This is a genomic window from Bacillus cereus group sp. N12 (genome assembly GCF_016483575.1).
Lineage (GTDB): Bacteria > Bacillota > Bacilli > Bacillales > Bacillaceae_G > Bacillus_A > Bacillus_A toyonensis.
In genome coordinates this window covers 26,289-53,134 of sequence record NZ_JAEHBO010000030.1, presented here as the reverse complement: position 1 = coordinate 53,134, position 26,846 = coordinate 26,289, and the positions used below count along the sequence as shown (strand labels likewise).

The window sequence follows — 26,846 nt, the reverse complement described above, 5'->3', positions numbered from 1 at the left end:
CTGTTACACCGCTCCAGTTTCCTACATATTCATAAGAACCAGTAAGTGCATTAAATAATGATGTCTTCCCTGTATTCGGATTCCCTAGCAAAGCTACCTTATTCACGCTAATTCCACCTTTATCATTTTCGCGTCACAATGACGAATACTAATTAACTGTCCACGACACTCCAATGTACAAGGACCTTTAAACATCGCTTTCTGTTTCAGGCGAAGTTCGCTTCCTTCCGCTAGACCGAAAGCAGCTAGTCTACGCTTTAATAGCTGATCTAAAGACTGAATGCTTTTTACTAACACTTTCTCTCCAATTTTAATATCTACTAAGCTCATAACCTTCCCCCTCAGAAGAGAATGATAATTATTTTCAAAAAAATTATACCACACCCAATTTCTCTTGTACTATACCCTTTTGCTTCATATTTATTAACATTTCGCTACAATTGTATTTCAATTATTGTCATGCTGTATTCATTTGCCATTCTCATCCATTTCGCTTACAATAAACAATAGCAAATAAAGAATCTCGTTATCACTGGGGGAGCCATGCCGCTGAGAGGGAACACTTCGTTCCGACCCTTCGAACCTGTTAGTTAATGCTAACGCAGGGATTGTGCAAACGTCCGAAATACATACCTCATTTTTATTTACGTATTTCGTATCCTCCTATGATATCTATTCTTTTTTGTACAACTTGGATTTAGGGGGAGACAACATGCGTAACACTAATTTACAAGCGATGATCGAATCTGCTATTCTTGCAGCCTTCGCCATGGTCATCGACATTTTACCATTATCAATTAAACTTCCAACAGGCGGTTCTATCTCATTCGCTATGATTCCTATTTTTATTATTGCTTACCGCTGGGGCTTTAAATCAGCTTTCTTAGGTGGTTTAGTTTGGGGACTATTACAAATTGTCGTAGGTGATGCCTACATTTTAACACCAGTTCAAGCATTCATTGAGTACTTCATTGCCTTTGCTTTTATCGGATTTGCCGGGTTATTCTATCGTCCAATTCAAAATGCACTTTTAGCATCTAATGCGAATGGCAACGAACAATCAAACTTAAGTAGCCATAAAAATAAACCTTCATCAAAACAAAACCAAGGAAAGAAAGTAATTGGATTCATTATCGTTGCTACATTTATCGGTAGTCTAGCTCGTTACTTCTGTCACTTTATTGCCGGTATTATTTTCTGGGGACAATATGCACCGAAAGGTCAATCAGCTGTGCTATATTCATTAATCGTAAATGGCAGCACAATGCTTGGTTCTTTTATTCTATGTACAGTTTTACTTATATTTTTATTTATCACTTCACCACGCTTATTCAAAAGCATCAATGCTTATCAAATAAATGCAAACAAAAAGGGCGCTTAACTAGCGCCCTTTTTTATATCAAAATTCTCAATGAGTAATATCAATAATAAATACAATAAATGCACAAAGAAAAATAAATACCATCACACCTAGTAAATTGCTATTCATGGCTAATCTACTCCTTACATAACCTCTTTTTCTAACAAGATTATATCTCTTAAAAATAAAGATTAGGTAAAGATAATATGAAAATAACTTAAAAAAAAGCGTAGCATGTATGATCTACGCTTTTTTCGGTAAGTAGAAGTAAAATAACACACCGTCTTCTGTATTCTTTACTCCATATTCAGCTTCGTGTAGTTCTAAAATATTCTTTGAAATGGCAAGCCCAAGCCCCGTTCCACCTTGTGAACGATGACGCGCTGCATCCACGCGATAAAAACGATCCCAAATTTTATCTAATTGCTCTTCTTCAATATGAGTACCTTTATTTTCAATACACACTTTTATACGATTTTTCTCATCTATTGTAGAAATAATAATATCCTCTTTATTCGGTGTATAACGTATGGCATTCGTAATGAAGTTCACGATGACTTGTTCAATCCGGCCTTGATTTGCGACTACTTCAAATGGACCTATGTTTTTATGAACACGAAGTTCTTTTTTCTCTATTTCTACAGAAAGGTGTTCACATATATCTTCAATTACTGTATCGATATAAAATGAATCCATTTTCATTTTATATGTACCTGACTCAAATTTAGCTAACTCAAGCATATCTAAAATTAACGTATCCATTTTATCTACTTCTCGTTCCATCGCTTGAAAATAGTACTCTTTTTTATGTTCAGCTACCCCATCCTTTAAAATAGAAATACAGCTTTTCATAATACTTAGCGGTGTTTTTAATTCATGCGAAACACCAGAAATGAATTCCTTCCGCGTCTTTTCTAGCTTTCTTTCCTTTTCAATATCTTGTTCTAGCTGTCCAATATGCGAATGGAGTTTATTCGATAGCGTATTAATATTTTTCGATAAATCACCAATTTCATCTTTTGAAGTAATTGGTATTTTTTCTGTGAAATCTAAATGCGCTATTTTTTTGGTCGTATCATTTATTTTTAATAACGGTTTTGCGATTTGTTTTGAGTAATAGAACGAAGCTAGAAATATAAGAACGACTACAAACGCAACAATGTAAATGTAATAATCTTGCACCATTTGCACAGCTTCATCTACAGGCTGTAAAGAAGCCATTGCATAAATATATGTTACCGATCCGTCTTTTTCTTTTATTGGTTTGATTAATAATTTATATTTTATATCATTTTTTTCATAGTCCATTGTTTGTGTTGCATATTGTATGTGTTTGTTTTCCTTTAGTAATAAATCAGCTTGAAATTCTTTTATGTTATCCAAGAATATACTATTTTTATAAATTGGATTCACAGGACCTTTTACATCTGGGAGCTGTACTTTTGTAACACGTCCTTCTATGTAAAAGCCTAATTCCTGAGCAGCTTCTTCCTGAACAGCTGGTTTCTTTTCCTTAACAAGTTGCTCCCCAGCTGCTCTCCTTTTCTCCTCATCTAATTTAATTTTCTCCTGAAACGCTTTTTCTAATGGCTTATTAGATCCATTTAAATTTTGCTTACTTAACGTGAAAGAGAATGGAATAAAACTATCTTCTTGTTTCATCCCAGAAACAGACATTATTTGTCCTAAAAACTGATCTGATGATTTATTATCAATCTCCTCTATATTGACGAGATTGTATAAGGGAATCTTGAATATTTGTTGTCCAAACTCCTTTTGTTTCCTACGGTCTATCGTTACCTCAAAATAAAAATCATCCACATGTTTTAAATTCCCATTCTGATCTAATGTCGTAATCCACGTATTATTTTCTCTAAAAAAGTCTTGCTCCAGTTTCTGAATTCCTTCTGCATTTCCTGCGTAATTTAAATAATTCTTTTCAAAGGAATTTAAATTCACTTTAATATCTTCTACTTTTCGATTCGCATAATATTGTTTGAAAAATATCGTTTGTCCAATAAATATCGTCGCTAAAATTAACATACATAATGCTGTTGTGAGAGTAAATAATTTTAGTACAATCCCTTTTCTCATACATTCCCCTCAAATTTATATCCAGTTCGTACTACAGTTGTAATGTACTTTGCTTTCTCTCCTAATTTATTTCGCAAATTACGAATATGGCTATTAACTGTTCGATCATCGCCAGCAAATTCGTATCCCCAAATTCTTGAAATTAATTGTTCCCTTGTTAGTACAATCCCTTGGTTTTTCATGAAATACACCAATATTTCAAACTCCGTATGCGTTAAACTAACATCTACCTCATCAACAGTAACAGTACGTGATGGAAAATGAACGTGGATACCATGAATTGATAACGTATCATCTTCATTCTCTAAAGGTTTCTTCGATGCTTTTCTACTTTCTAATAATCGTTTCGCTCTTGCTAATAAAATTGGTGGACTGTACGGCTTCGTCACATAGTCATCTGCTCCAAGTTCAAAACCAAGTAACGTATCATCTTCATCTACGCGCGCCGTCAACATAATAATAGGCACCTCGGACGTCTTCCGAATTCTTCGGCAAACAGACCATCCATCGAGTTCCGGCAACATAATATCTAAAATAACTAAATCAACCTCTTCTTCTTCAAATACAACTAAAGCTTCTTTCCCGTCCCTTGCTTCAAACACTACATATTGTTCACTTAAAAAATAGTCCTTTAATATTTCACGTAATATATCTTCATCTTCAACAATTAAAATGTTTTTTGACATAACGTATGTATCCCCCTCTCGCCTTCAGAAACTATAATTTTATTTTGAATAACTAGCAGTTAACTTCGCCTCGATAATATATCTATCCGGTGCATCTCCTATATAATCAAATGGGTAACAAGTTGTTAGTGTTAATAGTGGTTCTTCTTTTTTTATAATAACAGTACGATCATCCGCATGGGTAATCCACGTCTTTTGAATTTCATATGTGTAAGTTTTATTATCATACTCTAAAATAAGAGTATCCTTTTCTTTCAACTCTCCTAAATCTGTAAATACAGTATCCCGATGCCCACTTAATACAGTATGTCCCCCTCCAGATGGCGTTGTCGTTAAATCGCTAACAAACATACCAACTCCTTTTTTGAGCGTTGCATCATTCGCTCCCCAATATATAGAAAACTTCTTCTTTATTTTCGGTATATTTAACATTGCTACTTTTTCTCCTTCTTTATGTTCTATTTGAGAAGAAGGCACTTGAGAAGTTACAGGTGTTTCATGAGAAAGTTGAGTATCTTGTATATTTTTAAGTTTCTTTATTTCTTCTGCCGTTAATTCTTGCGCAGAGCTTTTTCCTTTATACCATTCCACAGCGTAATATGATCCCATGAATAGCCCTATGGCCATCAATATGATACCGATATAATTGAGTAACTTCATGTTTCATCCCTCCATGCAAAAAATGGTAGGAATAACCTACCATTTTTAATATATGAAATTATCCCATTCTTTATAGGACAATATTTTATTTACGCCTTAACTTTATTACGACGATTCAAACCAAATAATGTACCTACCGCTACGAGACATGCGCTTAATCCCATCATTGCTACATTATTAGATGCTGTATTTGGTAATTTTTCACCTTTTACAATTGGCTTCGCTACTTCTTTTTTTGCCGCATCATTTTTTTGTTTTACTTGTGCCTCTTCTTTTTTCCTTACTTCATTCTTTTGTTGCTCTTTTATCGCAGCTTCTTTTTTAGCCATATCACTTTTCTCTTGTACTTGTGCCGCTTGCTTTTTCTCTTCTTCATTTTTTTGCTGCGCCTTAATTGCTTCTTCTTTTTTAGCTTTATCTTGTTGCACTTGCGCTGCTTCTTCCTTTGTTACTGTTCCAGTATCCGCACTTGCTACTGAAGAATATCCTACTGTTAAAAGTGCCATTGCACAGATTGGTAATAGTTTCTTTTTCATTTTATCTCTCTCCTCTTATACGTTTTACATCACTTCGCATCGGATGTATCACTAGAATAAACAAGAGATATAAATATAAGATGCAGATGAAATATATTTCATTTAAAGATTTCATTGTAAAAAATAAAAAAACATCGCAATATATACGATGTTTTTTTGGGTGCGTGTCTCAATATTTACATGTTACTTTCGCGTGTTTCAGAAGTAGAGCGGGCCGGAGCGATAACTAATTGTCTCGGCTCAGTTTTCTTGAAGTGATTTTTGACGTTACACTTACGACGTTGAACAACCCACGCTTTAATAGGATTTGTTAAAATAATCTTTTGCTCTTCGTTAGGGGCCTCTTCTTCCAATCTACAACTTTCGCTCCATTTACGCCATTTCATTGTAAATTGCGAAGAAGAATGATCGTCTTTACGATCAAACAAGTGCAAAAAATCCATTTCTCCAGCTAGCATTACGGTGTTACTAGTCGCTAAAAAAGAAAAGGTTGTCCAACGTTTCTCCATGCCCTCCTACTCCTTCTTCACATATAGAGTACCTAAAACTTAATTTACCTAAAATATGCTTGCCTTTTACCTTACACCCTTAGTTTATCCAAAATACTATTATGCAACTATCGATTTGTCTTACAACTACCTTACAGTTTTGTAAGAAACGAAAAAACCTTCACTATATATACGTGAAGGTTTCTTAATTCTTATCTATATGATTTTTCATATTATCAAGTCCAGCTTCTTTGAGCTGTGATATCATACCGTGGGAAATTGCGCCTAATACTAAAGTCATTCCAATTAGTGAAATGCGAATTGCAGGTACATCAATTATGTAAGCCAACATACCAAGAACAATTGTTAAAAGCAATGCTTTTATAAATGTTACACTTGTATACTGTTTCTTTTTCATCATAATCACCCTTTGTGGAAGCGTTTTCTTAATGTAATCAGTATATCATATCATCTGACTATTTTGTGGGGATTTTTGTAAAAACCTTATGTCTTCTTTGACTTTTTTCTTTCTATCCTTTACAGTCGAAATGTTCACAAGTTTTACACTGTAGGAGGATTCAAATGAAAATTGAAATAAAAGACACTTTAATTTCTGAAGAACAATTACAAGCAAAAGTAAAAGAACTAGCACTTCAAATCGAGCGTGACTTTGAAGGAGAAGAAATCGTAGTTATCGCCGTATTAAAAGGTTCATTCGTATTTGCTGCTGATTTAATTCGTCACATTAAAAACGAAGTAACAATCGACTTTATCTCTGCATCTAGCTACGGAAATCAAACAGAAACAACTGGAAAAGTAAAACTATTAAAAGATATCGATGTAAACATTACTGGAAAAAACGTAATTGTCGTAGAAGACATTATCGATTCTGGTTTAACACTTCACTTCTTAAAAGATCACTTCTTCATGCACAAACCAAAAGCATTGAAATTCTGTACGTTACTTGATAAACCTGAACGCCGTAAAGTGGACTTAAAAGCTGAATATGTTGGCTTCCAAATTCCAGACGAATTTATCGTTGGCTACGGCATCGACTGCGCAGAAAAATATCGTAACTTACCATTTATCGCTTCAGTTGTAACGGAGTAATATAATAAAATAAAGTGAAACTTTAATCAGTGGTTTTTTTCTCCCACTGATTATTAGCCTTCACCAATCGGGCTTTTACGGGCAGTTAATCTCCCACCTGACTTCCTCGTATTCGGCGAAATTTGAGGTGGGAGTCTTACTGCCCGTTAAGCGGGGTAAACTTCCATCAATTACTGATGGAAGTTTATTTTCTATCACAATTCGTAAAAGACAAAGGGAGAGAATAAAAATGACAAAGACAAAATTTGAAAAGGTACTCCTCATCGTAAATCCAAAAGCTGGACAAGGCGACTTACATACAAATTTGGCGAAAATCGTACCACCTCTTGCGGCAAATTTTCCTGACTTACGTATCCTTCATACGAAAAAACAAGGCGATGCAACAAAATATTGTCAGGAGTTTGCTAGTAAAGTAGATTTAATTATCGTCTTTGGCGGTGACGGAACTGTATTTGAATGCACAAACGGCTTAGCCCCTCTTGAAACTAGACCTACACTTGCAATTATTCCAGGCGGAACTTGCAACGACTTCTCGCGCACACTTGGTGTTCCACAAAACATTGCAGAAGCGGCAAAACTTATCACAAAGGAACACGTAAAACCAGTTGACGTTGCAAAAGCAAATGGACAACATTTCTTAAACTTCTGGGGCATTGGTCTCGTATCTGAAGTATCAAATAATATCGATGCAGAAGAAAAAGCAAAGCTTGGAAAAATCGGCTACTACTTAAGCACAATTCGAACTGTAAAAAATGCTGAAACATTCCCAGTAAAAATCACTTATGACGGACAAGTATATGAAGACGAAGCTGTCCTTGTTATGGTTGGAAACGGTGAATATCTTGGTGGTATTCCTTCCTTTATTCCGAACGTAAAATGTGATGACGGTACACTTGATATTTTCGTAGTCAAGTCAACAGGCATTCAAGCGTTTAAAGATTATATCGGAAAGAAACTATTTGAAGACTCAAATGAAAATGATATTTTCCATGTAAAGGCGAAATCCATTCATATTGAAACAAAAGAAGAAAAAGAAGTAGATACAGATGGCGAAAGTTCGCTTCATACACCGTGTCATATTGAATTGTTACAAGGACACTTTACGATGATTTATAATCCTGCGGTTGTATAAGAAAAAACGAGTGCTATCACTCGTTTTTTCTCTTCTAATCTAGTTATGTTGTTGAATCATTTCTTGTATTTCTTTAACTCTCTCCAAAGTAATTCCATTTCTTTGTTCGATCGCTAAAGGATGCTCGGTTGGCTCTAATTCAACATACGGCGCCATTCCTACTTCTCTTATATGTACATTTGTTTTTAAATTTAGTGTTTCTGGATAAACTGGTATTTCTACAGATAACCAACCAAAGTAAGGATCACTATTTTCTCGGCCTCTTTCATCCCACTTCTCTAATACTTCATCATAACTTTCTTTACTAAGTGATGCCCACACAGTCCAAATGAAATTTTCGTGATAATCAATTATAGGAATCTCTAAACATCCTCTAATAAAATAATGTTCATCATCCATTACACAAAGATCTGATGTTAAATGGAACCGTCCCTCTCTTTCATGAGGCGCCACCTCGTAATAATAATATGGCGCTTCACTTCCGTAGCATAAAGGAAGTTTAAAACGATTCATCTGTACTTTTTCTCCGGATTTTCTTCTTCTTTTCATTTGTTATTCTTTCTCCTATCCTTTTCAGTCACAATCAAATTCTACCCAATTTTTCCAATGCGTATTAGCATTTTTATTCACAATAACACTTGAATCTTTCTTCTCTATTGCAGCGGCTACTGATTGGAAGAATTCATTTTCACTTACTTTTTCTTCTTCAACATGTTTCCATTCTTCCGTTTCATAGGCTACTTGCCAGTCGCCTTCTAAACCAAACTCTTCTAAAATTTCTTCTTTATCCCACCATAATAATTCTTTAGCTTCATCATTAGTAGCAAGCATACGCATGAAGTATGTTGGATACTGCTCTGTCGTTTGTACTTCTATTCCATTATTCGCATAATCTTCTTCTGTAAATTGATATTCAAAATGATGCTCACGAATCTTTAAACTGCCGTTATAAATATCCAGTATAAATTCACCTTCATCATCAAACAACTCATAATCGCCATCATTTAATTGCAAAATGCCATCATCACCCATTGAATGAGTAATACTATCTCCATATACTTGAATATCATTAAATACACCTAATGAACCTGTACCAACAAATTGAAACACCATTAACCAATCCTGATTCTCTCTTTTCATTATCTAAGATAGGAAATTCATACTTACTTTGCTTTCTATCTAATAACCTTAAAATATCTTTTTGCACATTTATCACCTTTTCATTAATATTATCTAACATTTACCGTGCTCTCATGCAGCTGAAAAAATTCCTCTTTCATTGAGTAATAAAAACTCTCAATCTGTTACTTGAAAAACTTCAGAATCTATATTTAATATTTTTTATAAATCTTGATGATTAAAGTTATCTCTTAGACCATGCATATGATAATTAGCATGTATACCATCAATATCTTCTGCTAATATGCTATGCATGTACCATCCATGCTCTTGTAGCATATTTTCTTCCCATGCATCTAAATCCTCTTCTAAATCTTCATCAAGCAAATTCGGATCATACCACACGTCCTCGTAATCTCCAGCAATTAAAAATCTCCAACCAGATGGTAACCCTAAATACTTCTTTATTTCAGGTGCCCATTCATCAATATGTTGAACGTGTAAAGGAAGAAAGAAATCTTCTTCTGTCCCCATTTCTTCACCAGCCCAAATGTACCAACCTGTCGTTCCGTTTTCTACAGGCATTCGTAACCCATTAATTGGAACGGTACCACTTTTCACATTTTGCGCTATTCCTAACTTAAAGTTATCTGGTATTCTACATACTCCGCCCCATATTTTTCACATATGCGTAGTTGCTCTTTTATGCATTTCTTCATCCTCTTAGCATACTCCTCATTTTTTGAAATATAGATTTCTTTGCTGAAGCACGCTCTAACTTCCATAACCCGCACGGATTATAAAATGAATCCTCTTGTTCATAACGATTATCTATATAATGAGATAGATGATACACAGGAGCATTTTCTGTGAAGTTAATTGTATCTCCATCTTTCAAATTAGGTTTTTCCAATATATTATGTAGGTTAAAATCATTTAATAAATCTACAGCTACTTCCGGCTCTATTCCTCCGTCTAAAACAACGTCTGGTAGATTAAATGCTTGCATTCCACATGAATAATAACCGTCCTCTTCATCTCCAACTAAAGTTACAAGATGTGAATACATAGGGAAGATTTCCTTATCCTCTGCAAGCTCTTGCCATTCTTCTTTTGAATAAGCTACACCTGCTGTTTCAACTTTTAAAGCAAGTCCACCTGCATTTAAAAGTTCCATTCCTACATCAATTACTTCTTGTAACCTCTCTGTATCGTCAACTTTTGCAATAACATACACTGTATAAGTATGCTTCTCCAAATCCCGAAGCAATTCTTCATCAAAACGCTCACCACTTGCATAGAAGAAAGCCTCTCTCAAAGAAGGATCTTGTTCATATATATCGATTTCAAAGCCAATCTCCTTCTCCTTATGGTGCATACTATTCCCTGCTAACATATAGTTACTTTTACTCACAACTTCTTGTATTAATTCTGTTCTATCTTTCCATAAACCAGGTACTCCAATAACGATTTGTGTCTCCATTAACATGCTCCCTTTCCAATTAAAATCACTACAATATTTTGGATGATAAAAAAGCATAGCTGAATTACTAAGCACATTCTACTAATCTTCTTTAAAACCCTTAAGAAATACGTAGTAAGCATTTCTTATATATATTGCTCTATATAAAATCCTAGTTATTTCTATATTGTATTTTATACTATCTATTAATTAGCGCTACTTACTTTCATTAAAAATCTAATGAATTCTAGAAAGAAACTCAACTAAAGAACATAAGGTTTTAAAGAAAAAATATCTATTCCGACTCTTTATCGACACTTTTCGATTTTCTATTTCATAATCACTCAAAATGAATTACAATATATTCATACAAAAAGATATCGTAAACTAAGTGTAATATCTACCTTGTTTATTAGTATTAAATAAACAAAAAATCCCGTGTCCAAACTCAACACGGGATTTTTTCATTTACTAACAATCCGAAAATAAGCACGAACCGTCAACAAATAATAACCAATATAAATAACGCTATACACGCCAATGCTAATTAACAACGGGACTGCAATTTCATATGGAATAACTGTCGCTAATCCTTTCAGCGCAAATAAAGTGTGTAATATACCAAGTACTAAAGGAGTGAAGAAGATAAATCTCATTTGTTTTGCGATTGCCTTTTTCATTTCTTTTTTCGTAACACCGAGTTTTCCAAGAACGATGTACCGTTCACGGTCTGCATGTGCTTCTGTTAATTGTTTGAAGTAAATGATAGATCCTGTTGCAAGTAAAAATACAAGTCCTAAGAACATACCACTAAACATCATTAAACCTGATATTTCAATACCATCACGGAAAATAGTATAGAAATCACTGAATTGTTCTCTTCCTTCTGCATCTTCTTCCGGTATTACTTTCTTTAATTTCTCTGTTAACACTTTACTATTTCTTTCATCTTTCACATCAATATTTTTCACAGTATGAGCTCCAATTGCCTTCTTCGCTTGCTCATACACTTCATCCGGAACGACAACTAGAAGTTCATATAAGTTTGTAATATTTTTTGCTTGTACATCTTTCACTTGTACTGGTGCTACTTCTCCAATTGGGAAGATAGCTTCTCGATTTTTATATACGCCACTATCCCTCTTCCCTTCACTGTACATGCCATCAAATGCATACGCTTCTGTCTTCTTTAAAGACACAGTTTCTTCATTTAAATACTTTGCAATTTTATTAAATGCTGACTGTGCGATAATTTCAGTTGTTCTTGCATGTAAACTATCTTTATTTGAAATATTATCACCGTATTCACCTATCACTTTTACTGTCTCTAACTCATATTGATGAATGACTTCATTCTTTTCTTCTTTTAAAATCTCATTCACTTTACGATCCACATGATTATCTTTCACTTCATATGAATAACTAACTGGCTTATATTTTTTTGCTTGCATGTATGTGTTGTAATACATCGTAACAGAAGTTCCAACCGCCGTTAACGTTACTGCGCTTAATACTGCAATCGTCGCTAACGATTTCGCATTTCCTTTAATGCGGTATAGTAACTGAGATGTCGTCACAATTTGCATTCCGTTATAGAATGAAGATTTTTTGTTTCGCACTCTTTTTAATACAAAGACTGTAAAGAACATAAATAATAAATATGTTCCAAGTACTGTTGCTAATAAAATGTAAAGAGCAAGTGGCATAAAGTTATCACTGTTTGCATTTTTAATAGCCGTTACTGATAAGAAATACCCTGATCCAATTAATAATATAGAAATGATAGCCATTATTTTAGAACCTTTTGGCATGACTTCGCCTTCGTTATCTGCACGGAATAGCTCAATTAACTTAAATTGATAAATAACGCGGTACCCTTTAAACGATGTGTATAAAATAATGAAACAAAAAATAACTGCTGTATCTATAACCGCTCCAATCGGTACTTCAAAGTGAACTTTTACACCTAACTCCATCATATTTACAAGTAAATTCAGGAACCCTTTTGAAAGTAAACTACCTATTATAATTCCGATTACTAACGATAATAACCCCATTAACATGTTTTCATAAAAAAGCATTTTACCTATTTCTTTCTTTCGAATACCAAGTAAAGAATAAAGACCTATTTCTTTCTTACGCTTTCGTGTAAAGAAACCATTCGAATATATAATAAATATAGCAACGAAAATAATAAGCATTACACTCGCAAGCTGGAATCCTCGTCCTATGTTATCTCCAGCTTCACTTATTTGTGAATTGTATTGCAACGCCTTAAACGTAAAATAAATGACAATACTAAAAATCATAGACGCAAAGTATATAAAATAATCTTTAAAATTTCGTTTTATATTCCGAAGTGCAATGCTAGATAAGTTCATTTGTAGCACCTCCAGATATGGAAGACATCACATCAATAATTTGTTGGAAGAATTGTTTGCGTGTCATACCCCCGCGGTGTAATTCTTTATATAACTTGCCATCTTTAATAAATACAACACGTTTACAATAACTTGCCGCAAATGCATCATGCGTTACCATTAAAATTGTTACACGATCTTTCTCGTTTAATGTTTTCATGCTTTCTAATAAATCTGTCGCTGACTTTGAATCAAGTGCACCCGTTGGCTCATCCCCAAAAATCATGCTTGGATTTGTTACAATCGCTCTTGATGCTGCACAGCGCTGTTTTTGTCCACCTGATGCTTCATGCGGATATTGATTTAAAATATGATCTATTCCAAACTTCTTCGCAATCGTCTCGACTCGTAATTCTACTTCTTTCGCCTTCACTTTTGATAAAGCGAGTGGCAGTGCAATATTCTCTCGTACTGTTAACGTATCTAACAAGTTATAATCTTGAAAAATGAATCCTAAATGATTACGACGAAATAGCGCCAATTCATCATCATTCATCTTCACAATATCTTTTCCATCAATTAAAATCTCACCTTTTGAAGCTGTATCAATGGTAGAAAGGACATTTAAAAGTGTCGTCTTACCAGAACCAGACGGTCCCATAATACCGACAAACTCTCCTTCTTTTACCTGTAAATGAATATCTTTCAACGCTTCAAACGTATTCCCGCCTGTATCATATATTTTCGAAATCCCTTTCGCCTCTAACATTGTTTTCATCTATCTGTACCTCCTGTTATGATTCTTGATGTTCTCTTTAAGCAACAGAATTCAGTATAGATACATTTTCTTAACAAATAGTGACGGGGTTTCTTAATATTTTCTTAAAAAAGAAATTTAATAATCATAAAAAAGCCTGCAGTTGTTACACTGCAGACTTTCAAATGTTTAATAAATTGATTAACCTAAATATGCTTGTTGTAATGCCTCTAAACCATCTTTATAAATTCCATGGAATAGATTAATTGCCTCTTCATCAGTAACCGCTACAGGAGTGAAGCTACCAGACCATTCAACTAATGATGTGTTAGCATCTTTACCTTCTTTCACACGAATTGTAGATAAATAGTTTGTCACAGGGAACGGTGCTTGCATAATTGAATATGTGTAGTAGCGCTCTTTCTCATTAAATGCTTCTAAACGCTCTACAATCGCATCGCCATCAGGATTAGCTAAATGGCGTACACGCCCGCCTTCCGTTACTTTACTGCTAGGAATATACGGTAACCAATCTGGAAGTGCATCAAAACCTCCAATTAATTTCCATACTTGTTCAGGTGAAGCTGGAATTTTAATAGATGTAATAGTGTTTGCCATTTTCATTACGCTCCTTTTTATTTAACGTTAATTGGTAGTGGTGCATGAGCTGCAACTAGTTTTTGTTCACGCATTTCTTCCCAGAACGCTGCCGGAATCACTGTTTTCAATGCAGCTTGGTCTTCTGCAATTCGTTCCGGTTTACTTGCACCAGGAATAACAGCTGTAACCGCTGGGTTAGCCAGTGAAAACTGTAAAGCAGCAGCTTTAATGCTAATTCCATGACGATCTGCAAGGTTTTTCATTTTATTAACTTTTGCAATGATTTCTGGTGACGCTTTTTGGTATTCGAAGTGAGCACCTCCAGCAAGTACACCTGAGCTATATGGTCCACCAACAACAATGTCCATATTGTTTTTTACAGCTGCAGGCATTACGCGTTGTAACGCACGCTCATGGTCTAATAATGAATAGCGACCCGCTAGTAAAGAAACATTTGGTTTTGCTTCTTCTAAGTCCAGCATAAGTTCAATTGATTCTACTTTGTTTACTCCAAGGCCCCAGCCTTTAATTACACCTTCATCACGCAATTGAGTAAGTGCACGGAATGCTCCTGTTCGAGCAATTTCAAATTGTGAAATCCACTCATCTCCATAAAAATCTTGTGCTACATCATGAATATAAACAAAATCTAGACGATCTGTTTTTAAACGTTTTAAACTATCCTCAATAGAACGAAGAGTTGCATCCGCACTGTAGTCATTGATGATTTTATTTTTACGACCAAATTCGAATAGTCCGCCCTTTTCACCTAAATCACGTGTAGATGGATCTTCCAATTCATCTGAAATAATTCGACCTACTTTTGTACTTAAGAAGTAATCATCACGATTTCGTTTCGATAGTGCTTCACCAAGACGAATCTCTGCTAAACCAGATCCATAAAGTGGCGCTGTATCGAAGTAACGAACACCATTATCCCAAGCAGCATCCACTGTTGCGATTGCTTCTTCTTCTGGAATATTACGGTACATATTACCTAGTGGTGCCGTACCAAAACCAAGTGTGCCTTTTAATAAATCTTTCATTTAAAATCTCCTCCTAAAATCTATTTAAAAATAATGAATGGATATCAATTAATGTGAAAAGGAATGACTGATCAAAAGCGATATAAAGGGTTCGAACAGTCAGAGAAGTATGCACTCCAAAGCACGATAGTTATTAAAAAAACATAGATACTTTGTAGTTTCATATTACTCATGTCCCTCTTACGTATGTAATTATGTCTCATCTAAGACCCAATAAAAAGTACGCACTTTAAAGTGTTATAGATACTAATAAGTAACAATTTTATGTTTCAACGTCTGTAGCTCCAAAATAAAATGATTAAAATTGATTTTATTAAAAAAATCCACTATTCCTGTGGAGGTCACTATAGAAGTTATCAGTGGAAAATGGAAAGTTAGTATTATTCCTTATAAAAAAAAGGCAAAACGAACCGAAGTATGTTCGTTTTGCCTTTTTATCTTCTTTAAAATATTACATTACATTTCGAACAAAAAGGAGCAGAATTTCCTTTTCTAATTTTCGAATCACATTTTGGACAATATACATATCGCTCTTCTATCTTTTGCCGCTCTATCATATGTAAGGATACTATTCTCATACTACACATAACCCCAATTAATATAAGACTAACAATGAGTAGCATAACTCTCACTCCCCTTCTACATGTTACCATAAAATAACAAACCCGATTCTCTCATCAAGAATCGGGTTTATACTTACAGTCCTAACTTTGCCTTTGCACCGTCAGGAATTTTATCTATCGTTACTTGCACTTTATCATGTAAAAACTGTCCTCTTGTAAGCACATGCCAGTACGAACCTTTTTGTAATTCACCTACTCCATCAATCGTTACTTCTTTTTCTTTCCCATCCTTATCGTAAGCTTTCACCGTATATTCACGGCCTTTATTTCCACCTAACTCTTTTCCATCCGTATCAATAATTGCATAATGATTCTCTATATCAAGAAATGGGTTCATCTGATCTAGCAACTTACTTCCATTTAATAAATATGCCGCCCCTGCGACAATAACAAGTAATGCTCCAAAAATAAATCTTTTCATCTATATTCCGCCTTTCATTATGTTTTCTTTAAGATGTTTCTAAGTATAGAGCTTATTTCTTAATAAAAACTCGTACGGTTTCTTAACATTTTCTTAAACTAGAAGTGAAATATTAATTAGAAAGATCAAAACAATAAAAAGTAATTTTTTACACCGTCATTGACGAAATTACACTGTGTTAAAAAAGGAGCTGCATGATGAATAAACAAGAATTTATTGAACTCGTTAATTCAAAATTAAAACTCATCCGTGTTGAAAATGATTTATCACAAGATAAAATGTCAGAAATTATTGGTTTATCGAAGAAAACATTAGTGGACATTGAAAAAGGAAGACGCACACTAACATGGTCAGGTGCTGTTTGTGTCGTAACACTCTTTGAGCAGAGCGATACAGTCCAGATGACATTTGGGGATGATGTGAATGAGATTATAAAAACAATCGCTTTTACACATTACAATACAAACTTCCCGAAAACTTTAGGAGGAAAAGTGTGGTGGCGACAAATAAAAGAATTAAACGGTTATCAAATACAACAAAATATTTTATCTCAACATTATAGAATTTTAGATAAAGAAGACCGTAGAATATGCCATTCATTCGAACTAGATGAAATTGAACAACGATTTATGGAAATGGCAAAAACATCTCAATAAAAATATTTTATTTATACGAAATAATGAAAGGAATAAAAGGATATGAAAAAAATAATGATTACAACGTTATCCCTTGGCCTACTACTTGGATTATCAACTGTTGTTCTTGCAAATACAGGCTCAAAAACTGAAAGTTACGCGGCGGAGCTTGCGCATTTCAAATTAACTAACCCTAATATCACTCGCTCAGAAGTACATTCAATCATGAAGCAAAGAGAAGAGTTGGATGAACTATATAAACAGGTAGATGTATTAGAACTAAATTATGGCATTCGTGTTGATAATACAAAAGATCCTCATACAGAACCAAAACACCGTGATGATTTACCAAAGTATCAGCGTGAGAAATGTATTCAGCTAAGTATCAAAATTTTGGAAAAAGAGCTTCAATTTTTAGATACTCAATATAAAGCTGGCCTCATAAAAGGAGATGTTTATACAATAGACAAAAACAATTTTAATCACTTTAAAGACAAAGAGTTGCAAGAACTAAGTCAATAAAATAAATTCCGGAGTATAATTCAAATGAAGAAACAGATACATATCACTATTTTAAATACGTTAATCATTAGCACGTTAGTATTCAATTTATTTATTTTCACATCAAGAATGAGCTTTTTGCCTTGGTATATTGAAGATGGCTGGGGATACTTAGGTTTAATATTTACATCCTTTATTTTCTTAATTGCCTTCTTTATGTCCTGGCAACTTCACAAAGGTGGAGAAATCACGGCCTTACAAAAGTTCATTCCACTAGCTTCTGCCATACTTTCAATCTTCGTTCTAATCACTCCATCAAGTGATTTTATGACGATATTAGCTAATCTGATCAATACAATCCTATTAACACTTTATATAACCGTATTTCAGACAAAGCCTAATGTAAGTGATAAGGAGCTATTACACTAAAAGGGAGAGTTATTCTACAAAATAACTCTCCCTTCTATACTACTCTCAATAAGTCTAAACCTTCATTCTACTTACTCATCACTGTACTTCTTCTTTGCCTATACACATAAACACCACTCGCAATAACAAAAACAAGCCCGCCAAAATACACGCCATACTCTATCGCGATCGCTACAATCTTGTTAATGTGTTGTCCAAATAATGAGCCGAGCACAAAGTAAACGAGTGTCCAAACAAATCCTGTCGTATAAGAATACAAAGCATACATCTTAAATGACATGTTATTCATTCCAACTAAATACGGCACGATATGTCTTACAACCGGTATGAAATAACTCGTAATTAGTGCGTAATGTCCGTATGCCTCGACCATTTCTTGTGATTTTATAAAATACTTCGCCTTCTTCTTTTTCATTAATTTATGGAGTACTTTTGTCCCAAATATTTTCCCTAGTATATAACCTAAAGAAAGCCCGGATACAACACCTAAATATGTTAATAAAAACGCAGGAATAACACTTAATATACCTAATGAAGATACGAAACCACCGCTCATCACAATCATTTCATCAGGAATTGGCATACCGATAATTCCTAACCATAAACAGAAAAATAATGCCCAATACCCGTACTGTTCAATGTATGATAATAATTCATGTAATTCCATTATGCATATGCTCTCCTTAGCTCTTTTTTACAGCTAAAGACGTAAGCTGGCGGGAAATTGAGCCACACTTTTTCTAATGTAATTTCAGGGAAGAAATGCTGTATAAAGCCTTTTTTCACAAGTGAATATTGAAATGTTATGAATTCCCCATTCTCATGTATCGCTTCCATTGCATTGTTTAAAATACGTTTTGAAACTTCTTCTGGTAAAGAAGTAAAAGGCAATCCTGATAAGACGTAATCAATGCATTCCATATTGAACTCTTCCATATACTTCTTTATATTTTCAGCTGAACCGTGTACAACAATGACGTTCTGCTCATCTTTAAATTTTCTCTTTAGCTCTTTGCAAAACACTTCATTAATTTCAATAAGAAGAAATATTGTTTCCTTCTTCTTTCTCTTCATAATTTCTTTCGTAAAAACTCCTGTACCAGGACCTAACTCTACAATGCATTTCGCTTTATTAAAATCAATTACATCTACCATTTTCTTTGCTAATATTTTTGAACTTGGCGCAATGGCACCAGTATGTTTCGGATGTTTAATAAATTCATGTAAGAATGTTATGAGTTGCATGTAAACCTCTCCCCATTCGTTCAATAGTTTTTAACTTGTGTCTAAGTATAACTATTGTTTCTTAATAAAAATTGAGGAGATTTCTTAAGATTTTATGAAGAATAAAAAAACAGCTATCGCCTATAGCGATAGCTGCCCCTTATTACTTCGCACTCACGATCTTATAATAAGAACGAACTGTTAAGAAGTAATATCCAATATAAATAGCGCCGTATACTCCGATACTAATTAGAAGCGGAATCATAATTTCAAATGGTAGTATGTTCCCTAAACCTTTTAATGCAAACAAGCTGTGCAGGATTCCGATTACTAACGGAATCGCAAAAATAAAGCTTACTTGTTTTGCAATCGCTTTTTTCATTTCTTGTTTTGTGACCCCTATTTTGTGAAGTACAACATAACGCTCACGATCAGCATTTGCTTCTGTTAATTGTTTAAAGTAAATGATAGAACCTGTTGCTAGTAAGAATACAAGTCCTAAGAACATTCCGATGAACATCATTAGTCCAGTTCCTTCAAGCCCCATATGGAAACCAGTGTAGAAGTCTCTAAATGGTGGCACCATTTCTGATTCACCAGCTGGCATCACTTTTGCTAATTTTCCCGTTAACACTTTACTGTTTCTTTCATCTTTTACATCGATATTTTTTACAACACGTGTTCCAAATGCTTGCTTCGCTTGCTCATACATTTCATCTGAAACGACAACAACTAGTTCACCTAAGTTTGTAATTGCATTATCATTTGCGTCTTGAATCGCCAATTTCTTCGTTTCATTTCCAATTTGGAATACCACTTTATTCCCTTTATATTGAGGGCTAAACTCATGCCCTTCAATATAAGAACTATCATATATAAATGCTTCTCCTGCAGCTACATTCACTGTTTCTGCATCAATTTTTTTAGCAAGTTTATTAAATTCAGATTGAGACATAAATTGATATTTCTCTGAGATACTGTAGTTCATATTAAGGATGAAATCAACTTTATCCCCTTCAAACTTTCCTTTTACAGGAACCATTTCAACTTCAAATTGATCTTTTACAGGATGATTTTCTTTCTCTTCAGCAAAAATCGCATTTACTTTCTTATCTAATTCTGCATCTTTCTTCTCATAAGAGTAGCTGTATGGTGCAACTGCTTTTGATTGTGTAAATGTGTTGTAATACATCGTAACTGACGTACCAACTGCTGTTAATGTTACCGCACTTAAAATAGAAATTGTCGCAAGTGACTTTGCATTTCCTTTAATACGATATAGTAACTGTGACGTCGTTACCATATTCATACCGTTATAAAACGATGACTTATTATTTCTTGAACGTTTCAATACGAATACTGTAAAGAACATAAATAGTAAGTACGTACCTAATACTGTCGCAAGTAAAATATAAAGTGCAATTGCCATAAAGTCTGCATACTTAACTGCCTTCATAAACATTAATGCTAAGAAATAACCTGAACCGATTAAGAAAACTGAAATTAATGCCATAATGACTGATCCTTTTGGCATTGCTTCTCCTTCACGTTCCGCACGGAAAAGTTCAATTAATTTAAAGCGATAAATTAAACGATATCCTTGGAGCGATGTATATAAAATAATCACAAGGAAAATAATTGCTGTATCAATAATGGCAGCCATCGGTACTTCAAAATGAACATTTAAGTTTAAGCCCATCATACTTACTAATAACTCAAGGAATAGTTTTGAAAGGACACTACCGATTGCAATCCCAATTACTAATGACATTAGTCCCATTAACATATTTTCATAAAAGAGCATTTTACCAATTTGTCTTTTACGAATACCTAATAACGAATATAAGCCAACTTCTTTTTTACGTTTACGTGTAAAGAATCCGTTCGAATATATAATGAACACTGCTACGAAAATGATAAGCATCACACTTGAAACTTGAAACGCACCGCTAATTTTTTTAGAGGCTTCCGCTGCTTTTTCCATTTGTGAATTATATTGCAGTGCTTTAAATGTAAAGTAAATGACGATACTAAAAATCATAGATGCAAAATATACAAAGTAGTCTTTAAAGTTCCGCTGTATGTTGCGGAGGGCAATGCTAGATAAGGTCATCAGCCATACCTCCAGAAATAGAAGACATTACGTCAACGATTTTTTGGAAGAACTGTTTACGCGTCGATTCACCGCGATGCAATTCTTTATATAGTTCACCATCTTTAATAAAAATAACTCGTTTACAATAACTCGCCGCAAATGCATCGTGTGTTACCATTAAAATGGTAGAGTTATCATATTCATTTAACGACTTCATACTTTCTAATAAATCTGTAGCTGATTTTGAATCAAGCGCTCCAGTTGGCTCGTCCCCGAAAATCATACTTGGATTTGTAACGATTGCACGTGATGCGGCGCAGCGCTGCTTCTGTCCACCAGATACTTGATATGGAAACTGACTTAAAATATGATCGATACCAAACTTTTTCGCAATTTCAAGAACACGTCGATCAATTTCATTTGCCTTTACTTTCGATAAAGCAAGAGGTAACGCAATATTCTCTTTCACTGTTAACGTATCTAATAAGTTATAATCTTGGAAAATGAAACCTAAATGATCGCGGCGGAATAACGCAAGCTTATCATCATTCATCTTCACAATATCTTTTCCATCAATTAAAATTTCACCGTCCGTCGCATTATCAATTGTAGAAAGAACATTTAGTAACGTCGTCTTACCAGAACCCGACGGTCCCATAATTCCAACGAACTCACCTTCTTTTACTTGTAAGTTAATGCCCTTTAACGCCTCAAATTTATTTCCACCTGTGTCATATACTTTTTTAATATTTTTTGCTTCTAACACTGTTTTCATCTCGACATCCCTCATTTCTTCTATTCTCTATTTTCACTATATACATTCTCTACTCTTGCCACTATCGATGTTTCTTACACAAACATGACAGTTATGTAAGGCACATAAGTAAAGACATCAAAAATTTAACGTAATGAATCAAAGTACTTTGTTACTATAACATTGGGATATCATACCATCCATTCATTCTCCTTACAGGAACATTACAATTTTGTAAGGTGAAAAAGCTACCTACAAAGTTGTGCACGAAATGTCGGATGGAGCTATTTCGTTCCTGCTATTCTATGTACAGAGGAGGTCATAATATGGATTCACTTAAAAATATGAATGCAGCAATGCACTATATTGAAGATAACCTTACGAATGAAATTGATTTTAAAGAAGTTGCGAGGCTAGCACTCTGCTCCGAGTATCACTTTAAAAGGATGTTTTCATTTCTAGCTGGCATATCGCTGTCAGATTACATTCGCTGTAGACGTCTTACTCTCGCTGCCTTTGAACTAAAAAACAGCAATATAAAAGTCATTGATGTTGCTATAAAATATGGCTACAATTCACCAGATTCATTTGCACGTGCATTTCAAAATTTGCATGGCATAACGCCTTCAGAAGCTCGAAGTACTAGTCATTCTTTGAAAGCTTATTCACCAATGACCTTCCAATTATCCATTCAAGGAGGAACTGAAATGAACTATCGAATTGAAGAAAAAGACTCATTTCGAATTATAGGTATTACAAAACGAGTGCCAATCGTTTTTAACGGTGTAAATGAAGAAATTGCTTCTATGTGGAAAAGTTTAAACCCACAGTCCATTCAAACATTAAAGATACTTTCAAATGTGGAACCAAATGGAATCATTAGTGCTTCTACAAATTTTTCTGAAGGAAGAATGGAGGAAAAAGGCGAACTCGATCATTATATTGGAGTAGCCACAACGAAAGATTGTCCAGAGCAATTCGCGCAACTTGAAGTCGCAGCTTCAACATGGGCTATATTTGAAGCTGTCGGTCCATTTCCTGATGCATTACAAAATGTGTGGGGACGTATTTATTCTGAATGGTTCCCTTCTTCAAACTATGAACTAGCAGGAGGTCCGGAAATATTGTGGAATGAAAGTAAAGAGATATCCTCGCCGAATTTCAGAAGCGAGATATGGATACCTGTTTTAAAAAAGTAATATAAGAGTCTAAACCTTTTCAAAATAAAAAAGCTGCTCTTCCTTTTTAAAGGAAAAGCAGCTTCTTTATTTTATCCCGCTATTTGCGGGCAGTAAAACTCCCACCTCAAAATTCAGGTGAAGCAAAGAAGTTAGGTGGGAGATAAACTGCCCGTAAACGCCCGATTGGTAAGGGCTAATAATCAGCGGGGGGATGAACCCCCCCACTGATTAAAGTTTCACTTTATACTTCTTCTCGACTCGTTCTTATACAAGAAAATAGTAATAATCGTAAGTACTATAACAACGACAAAAGTAAATACTCTGTCGTTCGAGATAGTACCGGTACCGATTAACAAGGCAGGTATAACTGCCATAATTAAGCCACCAAACATACCGATAAACGATCCTATACTTTGTTTTATTACTTGAGTTTCTGATACCCAATCATAATAACCAAATCGATTATTAATAAAAATTCCCCATACTGCCGAAAAGAGTGAGTATGTTATCGGTGTTATTACGATGAAAAGAGAACTCCAAATATCTAGTTTTAACCCAATTATTAGCAATACGGCACTAATAAGTGATGCAGGTATACTCAATGAAAGATTCATAAGAATTTTACTGTCATAAACCATCTTTGGCGCTATAGGCAATGACTTAATAATCCATACATTTTTTCCTTCTAAAGACAATGACACACATGTTGTACACGTCATTGAAATCGCTGCTGCAATAGCAAATGGAGCAATCTTTTGCAACAAGGGCTCAATTCCAGGGTACGCTATTAATTGACTTGGCCCTACTACAACTACAGCTAACGAGAAAGCTATCGCCATCACGACTCCCATTCCACTATTTATGACATACACTGTAGAAGAGAAGAAACGTTTCAGCTCTTTTTTATACAATGCGACCAATACACTTTCTTTTCTTATACTATTAATCTCATAATTTGAAAGCATATGATAAGTGGAAATCCCTGTGTTTATTTGCTTATATTTTAACGAAAGTATTTTTACAAAAAGATAATACCAACTAACTGATATCCCGACGAATAAGATGAAAGCTATAATATCAGCATGAACAATTGCTTTTTGAAACATGTTAGCTAGTGGATACACTTTAGTTAATTGCTCCGAAACAATTGCACCAATTCCGTTCATATCATTAAGGCTATATTGAGCATTTCCGTTTTTTAGCATAAAGAAACCGAATGTAATAATTACTATAAAACTTAAAATCGTAGTTATTTTATTCGCATTTTTAAATTTAGAAGCGATTGCCGTAATCGCAGCTCCAAAGATTGCTGCAATTGTTGTTGGAATTAAAGATGCTATAAACATACTGATGAACCACATAAAGTAAAAAGAAACTGATTGATTTTCATGTATGCCATAAACAACTCCCATCGGTAGCATGATTATGATTGAAAAGATTGTATTCAGCAAGTATAAATACAAAAATCTACTTGCAATAACAGTACTTACACGAATCGGCAATGACATTAAAAAGTCGTAATCCTTAAAAGCAAAAATTTCTCCATTTGCCTTAAATATAGTGAAAAACAACGTTAATACACTGCTAATAACTAGTGCATAAACGGGAATAATTTCACTCATTCCTAGTTTCACCAATCCATATGCCGAGGCTCCGCAATATAACATTAGCATGACACCAACTAGAGCAATAGATGCTGTCAGCAAAATCTTATTCTGCTTCTTTTTCTTATCTTTTTCATATTTAAAAGTGTTTAGACCGAGCTGCGTTATTAACCGGATTTTTAAAAGTCCTAAACTATTAGTATTCATTAGCAAGCTCCTTCATAAAGAGTTCTTCCAATGAACTTTCCTTTATTAAAGAATGCACTTCTCCTGAAAGTGCTAATTTCCCTCTATTTATCATCGCTATTTTATTACATAACTTCTCCGCTACATCTAAAACGTGCGTAGAAAAGAAAATCGCACTTCCTTTTTCACAAAGCTCTTTCATAATACCTTTCAAAACTACGGCTGCTTTTGGATCAAGACCAACGAAAGGTTCATCTAAAACTAATAATTTCGGTTTATGTAAAACCGCCGATATAATCGCTACTTTTTGTTTCATGCCATGCGAATAAGAAGATATTAAGTCTCCCAAGTAAGGTGTAATCTCAAAGGCATCCCCATACTTCTGGATCTGTTCTTCCCGATCCTTCGCCGGCACTTTAAATACATCCGCAACAAATTTCAAATATTGAATTCCTGTTAATTGCTCATATAAATCTGGATTATCAGGAATATACGCCATTACTCTCTTACATGCAATCGGATCCTTTTTTACTGAATGTCCATCAATAAAAATTTCGCCCTCTTCAAAATCTATAACTCCTACTAACGACTTAATTGTTGTACTTTTCCCCGCACCGTTATGTCCAATAAATCCAAAGATATCTCCTGCTTTAACAGTAATATTTAAATGATTTACTGCTTTCTTTCCACCTTTGTATGTCTTACTAAAATTTATAATTTCTAACATGTAAAATCCCCCCAAGTCATCTTTTTAACTGAATTTTCAGACCTTTAAACAAAAAATTTACTCAGTGAGCTTTTCATTATCCCCACTGAGTATTAAAATCTCTTAACACATAGAAACTATAACTATAAAATTTGATTAATATAGCTCACAATTGTATTTCTTTTTTATATAAAACGTAAGAATATAAATTCGTTATAATAACAGCAACTACTATAATCCCCAGCATCATATAAGATCTCCAATCAGCCGGAGCGAAAACACTTATAATCATAATAATTCCTAAAGCCACAAATACTTTTCCACTAAATCGATGTGTTTTCCGCCACACTTCTTCATTACTTAACGTCCATGGATTACGCATCCCGACAAAAAAGTTTGGCTTACACTGTGGTAAATAATTACCCATTACTAAAAATAAAACACCCACTAATAATTCTGGAACCCGATTAATAAATAAGTTATATCCTAATCCACTTGTAATAATATCTATATTCCCTACAAATAGTAGCAGGAGTACCCCATTATTCATCATCATAAAAGCTTTAGAAAATTTCTCGTAATTTGCTTTTCTTGGATCAATCTTAGGTATCACATTTAGAAATATATATAATGCAATCATAATTCCGACCATAGAAATCATTCCGTAAAATTTAGACGAATAGCCATCTACCTTACCGCCGCTCCAATGTGTCGCAATTGTATCCGGCAAATGTGGCCAAGCAAACGCCCAAGCTAAACAAGTTGTAACAATTAATATAATTGCGAAAAGATGTTTTTTCATTTCCCCTCTTCCCCCTTATTTGTAAACGTAAACACCCAAGTCAACAAATCTTGAAAGACAGTTGTGTTTAAAGAGTACACAACGAATTGCCCTCTTTTTTCATCTTGAATAAGTTCAGCATTTTTAAGTGCACTTAAGTGGTGTGAAATACTTGGTTTCGTCATATTGAAATGTTCGGCAATTTCACCAGCGGTTAGATCACCTTCTTTTAATAAGTCTAAAATTTTTCGCCTTGTTGGATCTGCTAATGCTTTGAATGCTTGATTCAATGTCTT

At 34.3% G+C, this 26,846-nt stretch carries 31 protein-coding genes, 2 pseudogenes and 1 riboswitch; of the genes and pseudogenes, 7 read left to right on the top strand and 26 right to left on the bottom strand.

What is annotated here, in order from left to right:
• Both JDS92_RS15560 and JDS92_RS15555 read right to left on the bottom strand, forming a co-directional pair.
• Positions 1 to 106, bottom strand: a 106-nt coding sequence (locus JDS92_RS15560) for a FeoB small GTPase domain-containing protein (protein WP_199632128.1), incomplete at its 3' end; no start/stop codon positions are given.
• Positions 103 to 330 (bottom strand): FeoA family protein, encoded by a 228-nt coding sequence (locus tag JDS92_RS15555; RefSeq protein ID WP_000060512.1) that lies wholly within the window; start codon positions 328 to 330, stop codon positions 103 to 105. The genes JDS92_RS15555 and JDS92_RS15560, both read right to left, overlap by 4 nt.
• A 194-nt stretch (positions 331 to 524) precedes the next feature.
• A riboswitch (TPP riboswitch) is annotated at positions 525 to 626 on the top strand.
• Between the two features lie 86 nt (positions 627 to 712).
• Here JDS92_RS15555 and thiT point away from each other — a divergent pair.
• The gene (thiT, locus tag JDS92_RS15550) at positions 713 to 1,381 is read left to right on the top strand and encodes an energy-coupled thiamine transporter ThiT (RefSeq protein ID WP_097957392.1); all 669 of its coding nucleotides are present in this window, start codon (positions 713 to 715) and stop codon (positions 1,379 to 1,381) included.
• A gap of 222 nt (positions 1,382 to 1,603) precedes the next feature.
• On the opposite strand, the gene JDS92_RS15545 is transcribed toward thiT, so the two are convergent.
• The 6 genes from JDS92_RS15545 to JDS92_RS15520 all read right to left on the bottom strand — a co-directional run bounded on the left by JDS92_RS15545 (position 1,604) and on the right by JDS92_RS15520 (position 6,245).
• A complete protein-coding gene (locus JDS92_RS15545) occupies positions 1,604 to 3,454 on the bottom strand; it encodes a sensor histidine kinase (RefSeq protein WP_098911440.1) in 1,851 nt (616 codons plus the stop codon).
• Complete coding sequence (locus tag JDS92_RS15540) at positions 3,451 to 4,140, bottom strand: response regulator transcription factor (RefSeq protein WP_000041849.1); 690 nt, start codon at positions 4,138 to 4,140, stop codon at positions 3,451 to 3,453. The genes JDS92_RS15545 and JDS92_RS15540 overlap by 4 nt, the downstream gene beginning before the upstream one ends.
• Before the next feature lie 39 nt (positions 4,141 to 4,179).
• On the bottom strand, positions 4,180 to 4,800 hold the full coding sequence (locus tag JDS92_RS15535) for a class D sortase (RefSeq protein ID WP_000771580.1): 621 nt from the start codon (positions 4,798 to 4,800) through the stop codon (positions 4,180 to 4,182).
• Between the two features lie 89 nt (positions 4,801 to 4,889).
• Complete coding sequence (locus JDS92_RS15530; protein WP_098911441.1) at positions 4,890 to 5,336, bottom strand: LPXTG cell wall anchor domain-containing protein; 447 nt, start codon at positions 5,334 to 5,336, stop codon at positions 4,890 to 4,892.
• 176 nt (positions 5,337 to 5,512) lie between these two features.
• A complete protein-coding gene (locus tag JDS92_RS15525; protein WP_000415608.1) occupies positions 5,513 to 5,845 on the bottom strand; it encodes a hypothetical protein in 333 nt (110 codons plus the stop codon).
• A 184-nt stretch (positions 5,846 to 6,029) separates the two neighbouring features.
• Positions 6,030 to 6,245 carry a hypothetical protein gene (locus JDS92_RS15520; RefSeq protein ID WP_002039823.1) on the bottom strand — a complete coding sequence of 72 codons (216 nt, stop codon included), beginning with the start codon at positions 6,243 to 6,245 and terminating at the stop codon, positions 6,030 to 6,032.
• Positions 6,246 to 6,406: 161 nt separating this feature from the next.
• Here JDS92_RS15520 and hpt point away from each other — a divergent pair, with 161 nt between their 5' ends.
• Positions 6,407 to 6,934, top strand: a complete 528-nt coding sequence (hpt, locus tag JDS92_RS15515; protein WP_000687583.1) for a hypoxanthine phosphoribosyltransferase — start codon at positions 6,407 to 6,409, stop codon at positions 6,932 to 6,934.
• A 229-nt stretch (positions 6,935 to 7,163) separates the two neighbouring features.
• A complete protein-coding gene (locus JDS92_RS15510; protein ID WP_087970505.1) occupies positions 7,164 to 8,066 on the top strand; it encodes a diacylglycerol/lipid kinase family protein in 903 nt (300 codons plus the stop codon).
• A 39-nt stretch (positions 8,067 to 8,105) separates the two neighbouring features.
• On the opposite strand, the gene JDS92_RS15505 is transcribed toward JDS92_RS15510, so the two are convergent.
• The 10 genes and pseudogenes from JDS92_RS15505 to JDS92_RS15460 all read right to left on the bottom strand — a co-directional run bounded on the left by JDS92_RS15505 (position 8,106) and on the right by JDS92_RS15460 (position 16,454).
• The gene (locus JDS92_RS15505; protein ID WP_087970504.1) at positions 8,106 to 8,615 is read right to left on the bottom strand and encodes a DUF2199 domain-containing protein; all 510 of its coding nucleotides are present in this window, start codon (positions 8,613 to 8,615) and stop codon (positions 8,106 to 8,108) included.
• Positions 8,616 to 8,639: 24 nt separating this feature from the next.
• A pseudogene (locus JDS92_RS15500) lies at positions 8,640 to 9,306 on the bottom strand (DUF7003 family protein).
• Between the two features lie 104 nt (positions 9,307 to 9,410).
• Positions 9,411 to 9,904, bottom strand: a pseudogene (locus JDS92_RS15495) (immunity protein Imm33 domain-containing protein); the annotation flags it as partial.
• Positions 9,901 to 10,668, bottom strand: a complete 768-nt coding sequence (locus JDS92_RS15490) for a DUF4261 domain-containing protein (protein WP_142345856.1) — start codon at positions 10,666 to 10,668, stop codon at positions 9,901 to 9,903. The pseudogene JDS92_RS15495 and the gene JDS92_RS15490, both read right to left, overlap by 4 nt.
• Before the next feature lie 443 nt (positions 10,669 to 11,111).
• Positions 11,112 to 13,028 carry an FtsX-like permease family protein gene (locus tag JDS92_RS15485; RefSeq protein ID WP_199632126.1) on the bottom strand — a complete coding sequence of 639 codons (1,917 nt, stop codon included), beginning with the start codon at positions 13,026 to 13,028 and terminating at the stop codon, positions 11,112 to 11,114.
• Positions 13,015 to 13,785, bottom strand: coding sequence for an ABC transporter ATP-binding protein (locus tag JDS92_RS15480; RefSeq protein ID WP_098911443.1), 771 nt, complete (start codon positions 13,783 to 13,785; stop codon positions 13,015 to 13,017). The genes JDS92_RS15485 and JDS92_RS15480 overlap by 14 nt, the downstream gene beginning before the upstream one ends.
• Positions 13,786 to 13,965: 180 nt before the next feature.
• On the bottom strand, positions 13,966 to 14,382 hold the full coding sequence (locus tag JDS92_RS15475) for an SRPBCC family protein (RefSeq protein WP_087970499.1): 417 nt from the start codon (positions 14,380 to 14,382) through the stop codon (positions 13,966 to 13,968).
• A 17-nt stretch (positions 14,383 to 14,399) separates the two neighbouring features.
• Positions 14,400 to 15,410 (bottom strand): aldo/keto reductase, encoded by a 1,011-nt coding sequence (locus JDS92_RS15470; protein WP_098911444.1) that lies wholly within the window; start codon positions 15,408 to 15,410, stop codon positions 14,400 to 14,402.
• 443 nt (positions 15,411 to 15,853) lie between these two features.
• Positions 15,854 to 16,033 (bottom strand): hypothetical protein, encoded by a 180-nt coding sequence (locus tag JDS92_RS15465; protein WP_087970497.1) that lies wholly within the window; start codon positions 16,031 to 16,033, stop codon positions 15,854 to 15,856.
• Positions 16,034 to 16,106: 73 nt separating this feature from the next.
• Positions 16,107 to 16,454: a YxeA family protein gene (locus tag JDS92_RS15460; RefSeq protein ID WP_087970496.1), complete on the bottom strand. Its 348-nt coding sequence runs from the start codon at positions 16,452 to 16,454 to the stop codon at positions 16,107 to 16,109.
• Between the two features lie 197 nt (positions 16,455 to 16,651).
• Here JDS92_RS15460 and JDS92_RS15455 point away from each other — a divergent pair, with 197 nt between their 5' ends.
• The 3 genes from JDS92_RS15455 to JDS92_RS15445 are packed head-to-tail and all read left to right on the top strand — an operon-like array spanning position 16,652 to position 18,019.
• Entirely contained in the window at positions 16,652 to 17,110 is a 459-nt protein-coding gene (locus JDS92_RS15455; protein ID WP_098911445.1) for a helix-turn-helix transcriptional regulator, read from the top strand.
• Between the two features lie 42 nt (positions 17,111 to 17,152).
• On the top strand, positions 17,153 to 17,611 hold the full coding sequence (locus JDS92_RS15450; protein ID WP_098911446.1) for a hypothetical protein: 459 nt from the start codon (positions 17,153 to 17,155) through the stop codon (positions 17,609 to 17,611).
• 24 nt (positions 17,612 to 17,635) lie between these two features.
• Positions 17,636 to 18,019 (top strand): hypothetical protein, encoded by a 384-nt coding sequence (locus JDS92_RS15445; RefSeq protein WP_098911447.1) that lies wholly within the window; start codon positions 17,636 to 17,638, stop codon positions 18,017 to 18,019.
• Between the two features lie 67 nt (positions 18,020 to 18,086).
• Here the strand turns inward: JDS92_RS15445 and JDS92_RS15440 are convergent, their stop codons facing one another.
• From JDS92_RS15440 to JDS92_RS15425, 4 genes are all read right to left on the bottom strand, one after another.
• On the bottom strand, positions 18,087 to 18,686 hold the full coding sequence (locus JDS92_RS15440; protein ID WP_098911448.1) for a DedA family protein: 600 nt from the start codon (positions 18,684 to 18,686) through the stop codon (positions 18,087 to 18,089).
• A complete protein-coding gene (locus JDS92_RS15435; RefSeq protein ID WP_098911449.1) occupies positions 18,686 to 19,264 on the bottom strand; it encodes a class I SAM-dependent methyltransferase in 579 nt (192 codons plus the stop codon). Before JDS92_RS15435 ends, JDS92_RS15440 begins: the two co-directional genes overlap by 1 nt.
• Before the next feature lie 142 nt (positions 19,265 to 19,406).
• Positions 19,407 to 21,356, bottom strand: coding sequence for an ABC transporter permease (locus JDS92_RS15430; protein WP_199632125.1), 1,950 nt, complete (start codon positions 21,354 to 21,356; stop codon positions 19,407 to 19,409).
• Positions 21,343 to 22,113 carry an ABC transporter ATP-binding protein gene (locus JDS92_RS15425; protein ID WP_000859662.1) on the bottom strand — a complete coding sequence of 257 codons (771 nt, stop codon included), beginning with the start codon at positions 22,111 to 22,113 and terminating at the stop codon, positions 21,343 to 21,345. Before JDS92_RS15425 ends, JDS92_RS15430 begins: the two co-directional genes overlap by 14 nt.
• A 305-nt stretch (positions 22,114 to 22,418) precedes the next feature.
• Here JDS92_RS15425 and JDS92_RS15420 point away from each other — a divergent pair, with 305 nt between their 5' ends.
• Positions 22,419 to 23,291: an AraC family transcriptional regulator gene (locus tag JDS92_RS15420; RefSeq protein WP_000377676.1), complete on the top strand. Its 873-nt coding sequence runs from the start codon at positions 22,419 to 22,421 to the stop codon at positions 23,289 to 23,291.
• A gap of 218 nt (positions 23,292 to 23,509) precedes the next feature.
• Here the strand turns inward: JDS92_RS15420 and JDS92_RS15415 are convergent, their stop codons facing one another.
• From JDS92_RS15415 to JDS92_RS15400, 4 genes are all read right to left on the bottom strand, one after another.
• On the bottom strand, positions 23,510 to 25,084 hold the full coding sequence (locus tag JDS92_RS15415; protein WP_199632124.1) for a putative ABC transporter permease subunit: 1,575 nt from the start codon (positions 25,082 to 25,084) through the stop codon (positions 23,510 to 23,512).
• Entirely contained in the window at positions 25,074 to 25,790 is a 717-nt protein-coding gene (locus tag JDS92_RS15410) for an ABC transporter ATP-binding protein (protein WP_199632123.1), read from the bottom strand. Before JDS92_RS15410 ends, JDS92_RS15415 begins: the two co-directional genes overlap by 11 nt.
• Before the next feature lie 145 nt (positions 25,791 to 25,935).
• Positions 25,936 to 26,571 (bottom strand): SdpI family protein, encoded by a 636-nt coding sequence (locus JDS92_RS15405; protein ID WP_000716342.1) that lies wholly within the window; start codon positions 26,569 to 26,571, stop codon positions 25,936 to 25,938.
• Positions 26,568 to 26,840, bottom strand: coding sequence for an autorepressor SdpR family transcription factor (locus tag JDS92_RS15400; RefSeq protein WP_001070532.1), 273 nt, complete (start codon positions 26,838 to 26,840; stop codon positions 26,568 to 26,570). The genes JDS92_RS15405 and JDS92_RS15400 overlap by 4 nt, the downstream gene beginning before the upstream one ends.
• Positions 26,841 to 26,846: the final 6 nt, after the last annotated feature.

Coding starts and splice junctions, on each gene's coding strand:
- JDS92_RS15475 (WP_087970499.1), bottom strand. CDS start 14,382: ATGGCAAACACTATTACATCTATTAAAATTCCAGCTTCACCTGAACAA.
- JDS92_RS15545 (WP_098911440.1), bottom strand. CDS start 3,454: ATGAGAAAAGGGATTGTACTAAAATTATTTACTCTCACAACAGCATTA.
- JDS92_RS15440 (WP_098911448.1), bottom strand. CDS start 18,686: ATGGAATTACATGAATTATTATCATACATTGAACAGTACGGGTATTGG.
- JDS92_RS15460 (WP_087970496.1), bottom strand. CDS start 16,454: ATGAAAAGATTTATTTTTGGAGCATTACTTGTTATTGTCGCAGGGGCG.
- JDS92_RS15505 (WP_087970504.1), bottom strand. CDS start 8,615: ATGAAAAGAAGAAGAAAATCCGGAGAAAAAGTACAGATGAATCGTTTT.
- JDS92_RS15415 (WP_199632124.1), bottom strand. CDS start 25,084: ATGAATACTAATAGTTTAGGACTTTTAAAAATCCGGTTAATAACGCAG.
- JDS92_RS15430 (WP_199632125.1), bottom strand. CDS start 21,356: ATGACCTTATCTAGCATTGCCCTCCGCAACATACAGCGGAACTTTAAA.
- JDS92_RS15490 (WP_142345856.1), bottom strand. CDS start 10,668: ATGGAGACACAAATCGTTATTGGAGTACCTGGTTTATGGAAAGATAGA.
- JDS92_RS15530 (WP_098911441.1), bottom strand. CDS start 5,336: ATGAAAAAGAAACTATTACCAATCTGTGCAATGGCACTTTTAACAGTA.
- JDS92_RS15535 (WP_000771580.1), bottom strand. CDS start 4,800: ATGAAGTTACTCAATTATATCGGTATCATATTGATGGCCATAGGGCTA.
- JDS92_RS15410 (WP_199632123.1), bottom strand. CDS start 25,790: ATGTTAGAAATTATAAATTTTAGTAAGACATACAAAGGTGGAAAGAAA.
- JDS92_RS15520 (WP_002039823.1), bottom strand. CDS start 6,245: ATGATGAAAAAGAAACAGTATACAAGTGTAACATTTATAAAAGCATTG.
- JDS92_RS15455 (WP_098911445.1), top strand. CDS start 16,652: ATGAATAAACAAGAATTTATTGAACTCGTTAATTCAAAATTAAAACTC.
- JDS92_RS15465 (WP_087970497.1), bottom strand. CDS start 16,033: ATGCTACTCATTGTTAGTCTTATATTAATTGGGGTTATGTGTAGTATG.
- JDS92_RS15450 (WP_098911446.1), top strand. CDS start 17,153: ATGAAAAAAATAATGATTACAACGTTATCCCTTGGCCTACTACTTGGA.
- JDS92_RS15480 (WP_098911443.1), bottom strand. CDS start 13,785: ATGAAAACAATGTTAGAGGCGAAAGGGATTTCGAAAATATATGATACA.
- JDS92_RS15420 (WP_000377676.1), top strand. CDS start 22,419: ATGGATTCACTTAAAAATATGAATGCAGCAATGCACTATATTGAAGAT.
- JDS92_RS15405 (WP_000716342.1), bottom strand. CDS start 26,571: ATGAAAAAACATCTTTTCGCAATTATATTAATTGTTACAACTTGTTTA.
- JDS92_RS15435 (WP_098911449.1), bottom strand. CDS start 19,264: ATGCAACTCATAACATTCTTACATGAATTTATTAAACATCCGAAACAT.
- thiT (WP_097957392.1), top strand. CDS start 713: ATGCGTAACACTAATTTACAAGCGATGATCGAATCTGCTATTCTTGCA.
- hpt (WP_000687583.1), top strand. CDS start 6,407: ATGAAAATTGAAATAAAAGACACTTTAATTTCTGAAGAACAATTACAA.
- JDS92_RS15470 (WP_098911444.1), bottom strand. CDS start 15,410: ATGAAAGATTTATTAAAAGGCACACTTGGTTTTGGTACGGCACCACTA.
- JDS92_RS15425 (WP_000859662.1), bottom strand. CDS start 22,113: ATGAAAACAGTGTTAGAAGCAAAAAATATTAAAAAAGTATATGACACA.
- JDS92_RS15485 (WP_199632126.1), bottom strand. CDS start 13,028: ATGAACTTATCTAGCATTGCACTTCGGAATATAAAACGAAATTTTAAA.
- JDS92_RS15555 (WP_000060512.1), bottom strand. CDS start 330: ATGAGCTTAGTAGATATTAAAATTGGAGAGAAAGTGTTAGTAAAAAGC.
- JDS92_RS15510 (WP_087970505.1), top strand. CDS start 7,164: ATGACAAAGACAAAATTTGAAAAGGTACTCCTCATCGTAAATCCAAAA.
- JDS92_RS15525 (WP_000415608.1), bottom strand. CDS start 5,845: ATGGAGAAACGTTGGACAACCTTTTCTTTTTTAGCGACTAGTAACACC.
- JDS92_RS15445 (WP_098911447.1), top strand. CDS start 17,636: ATGAAGAAACAGATACATATCACTATTTTAAATACGTTAATCATTAGC.
- JDS92_RS15540 (WP_000041849.1), bottom strand. CDS start 4,140: ATGTCAAAAAACATTTTAATTGTTGAAGATGAAGATATATTACGTGAA.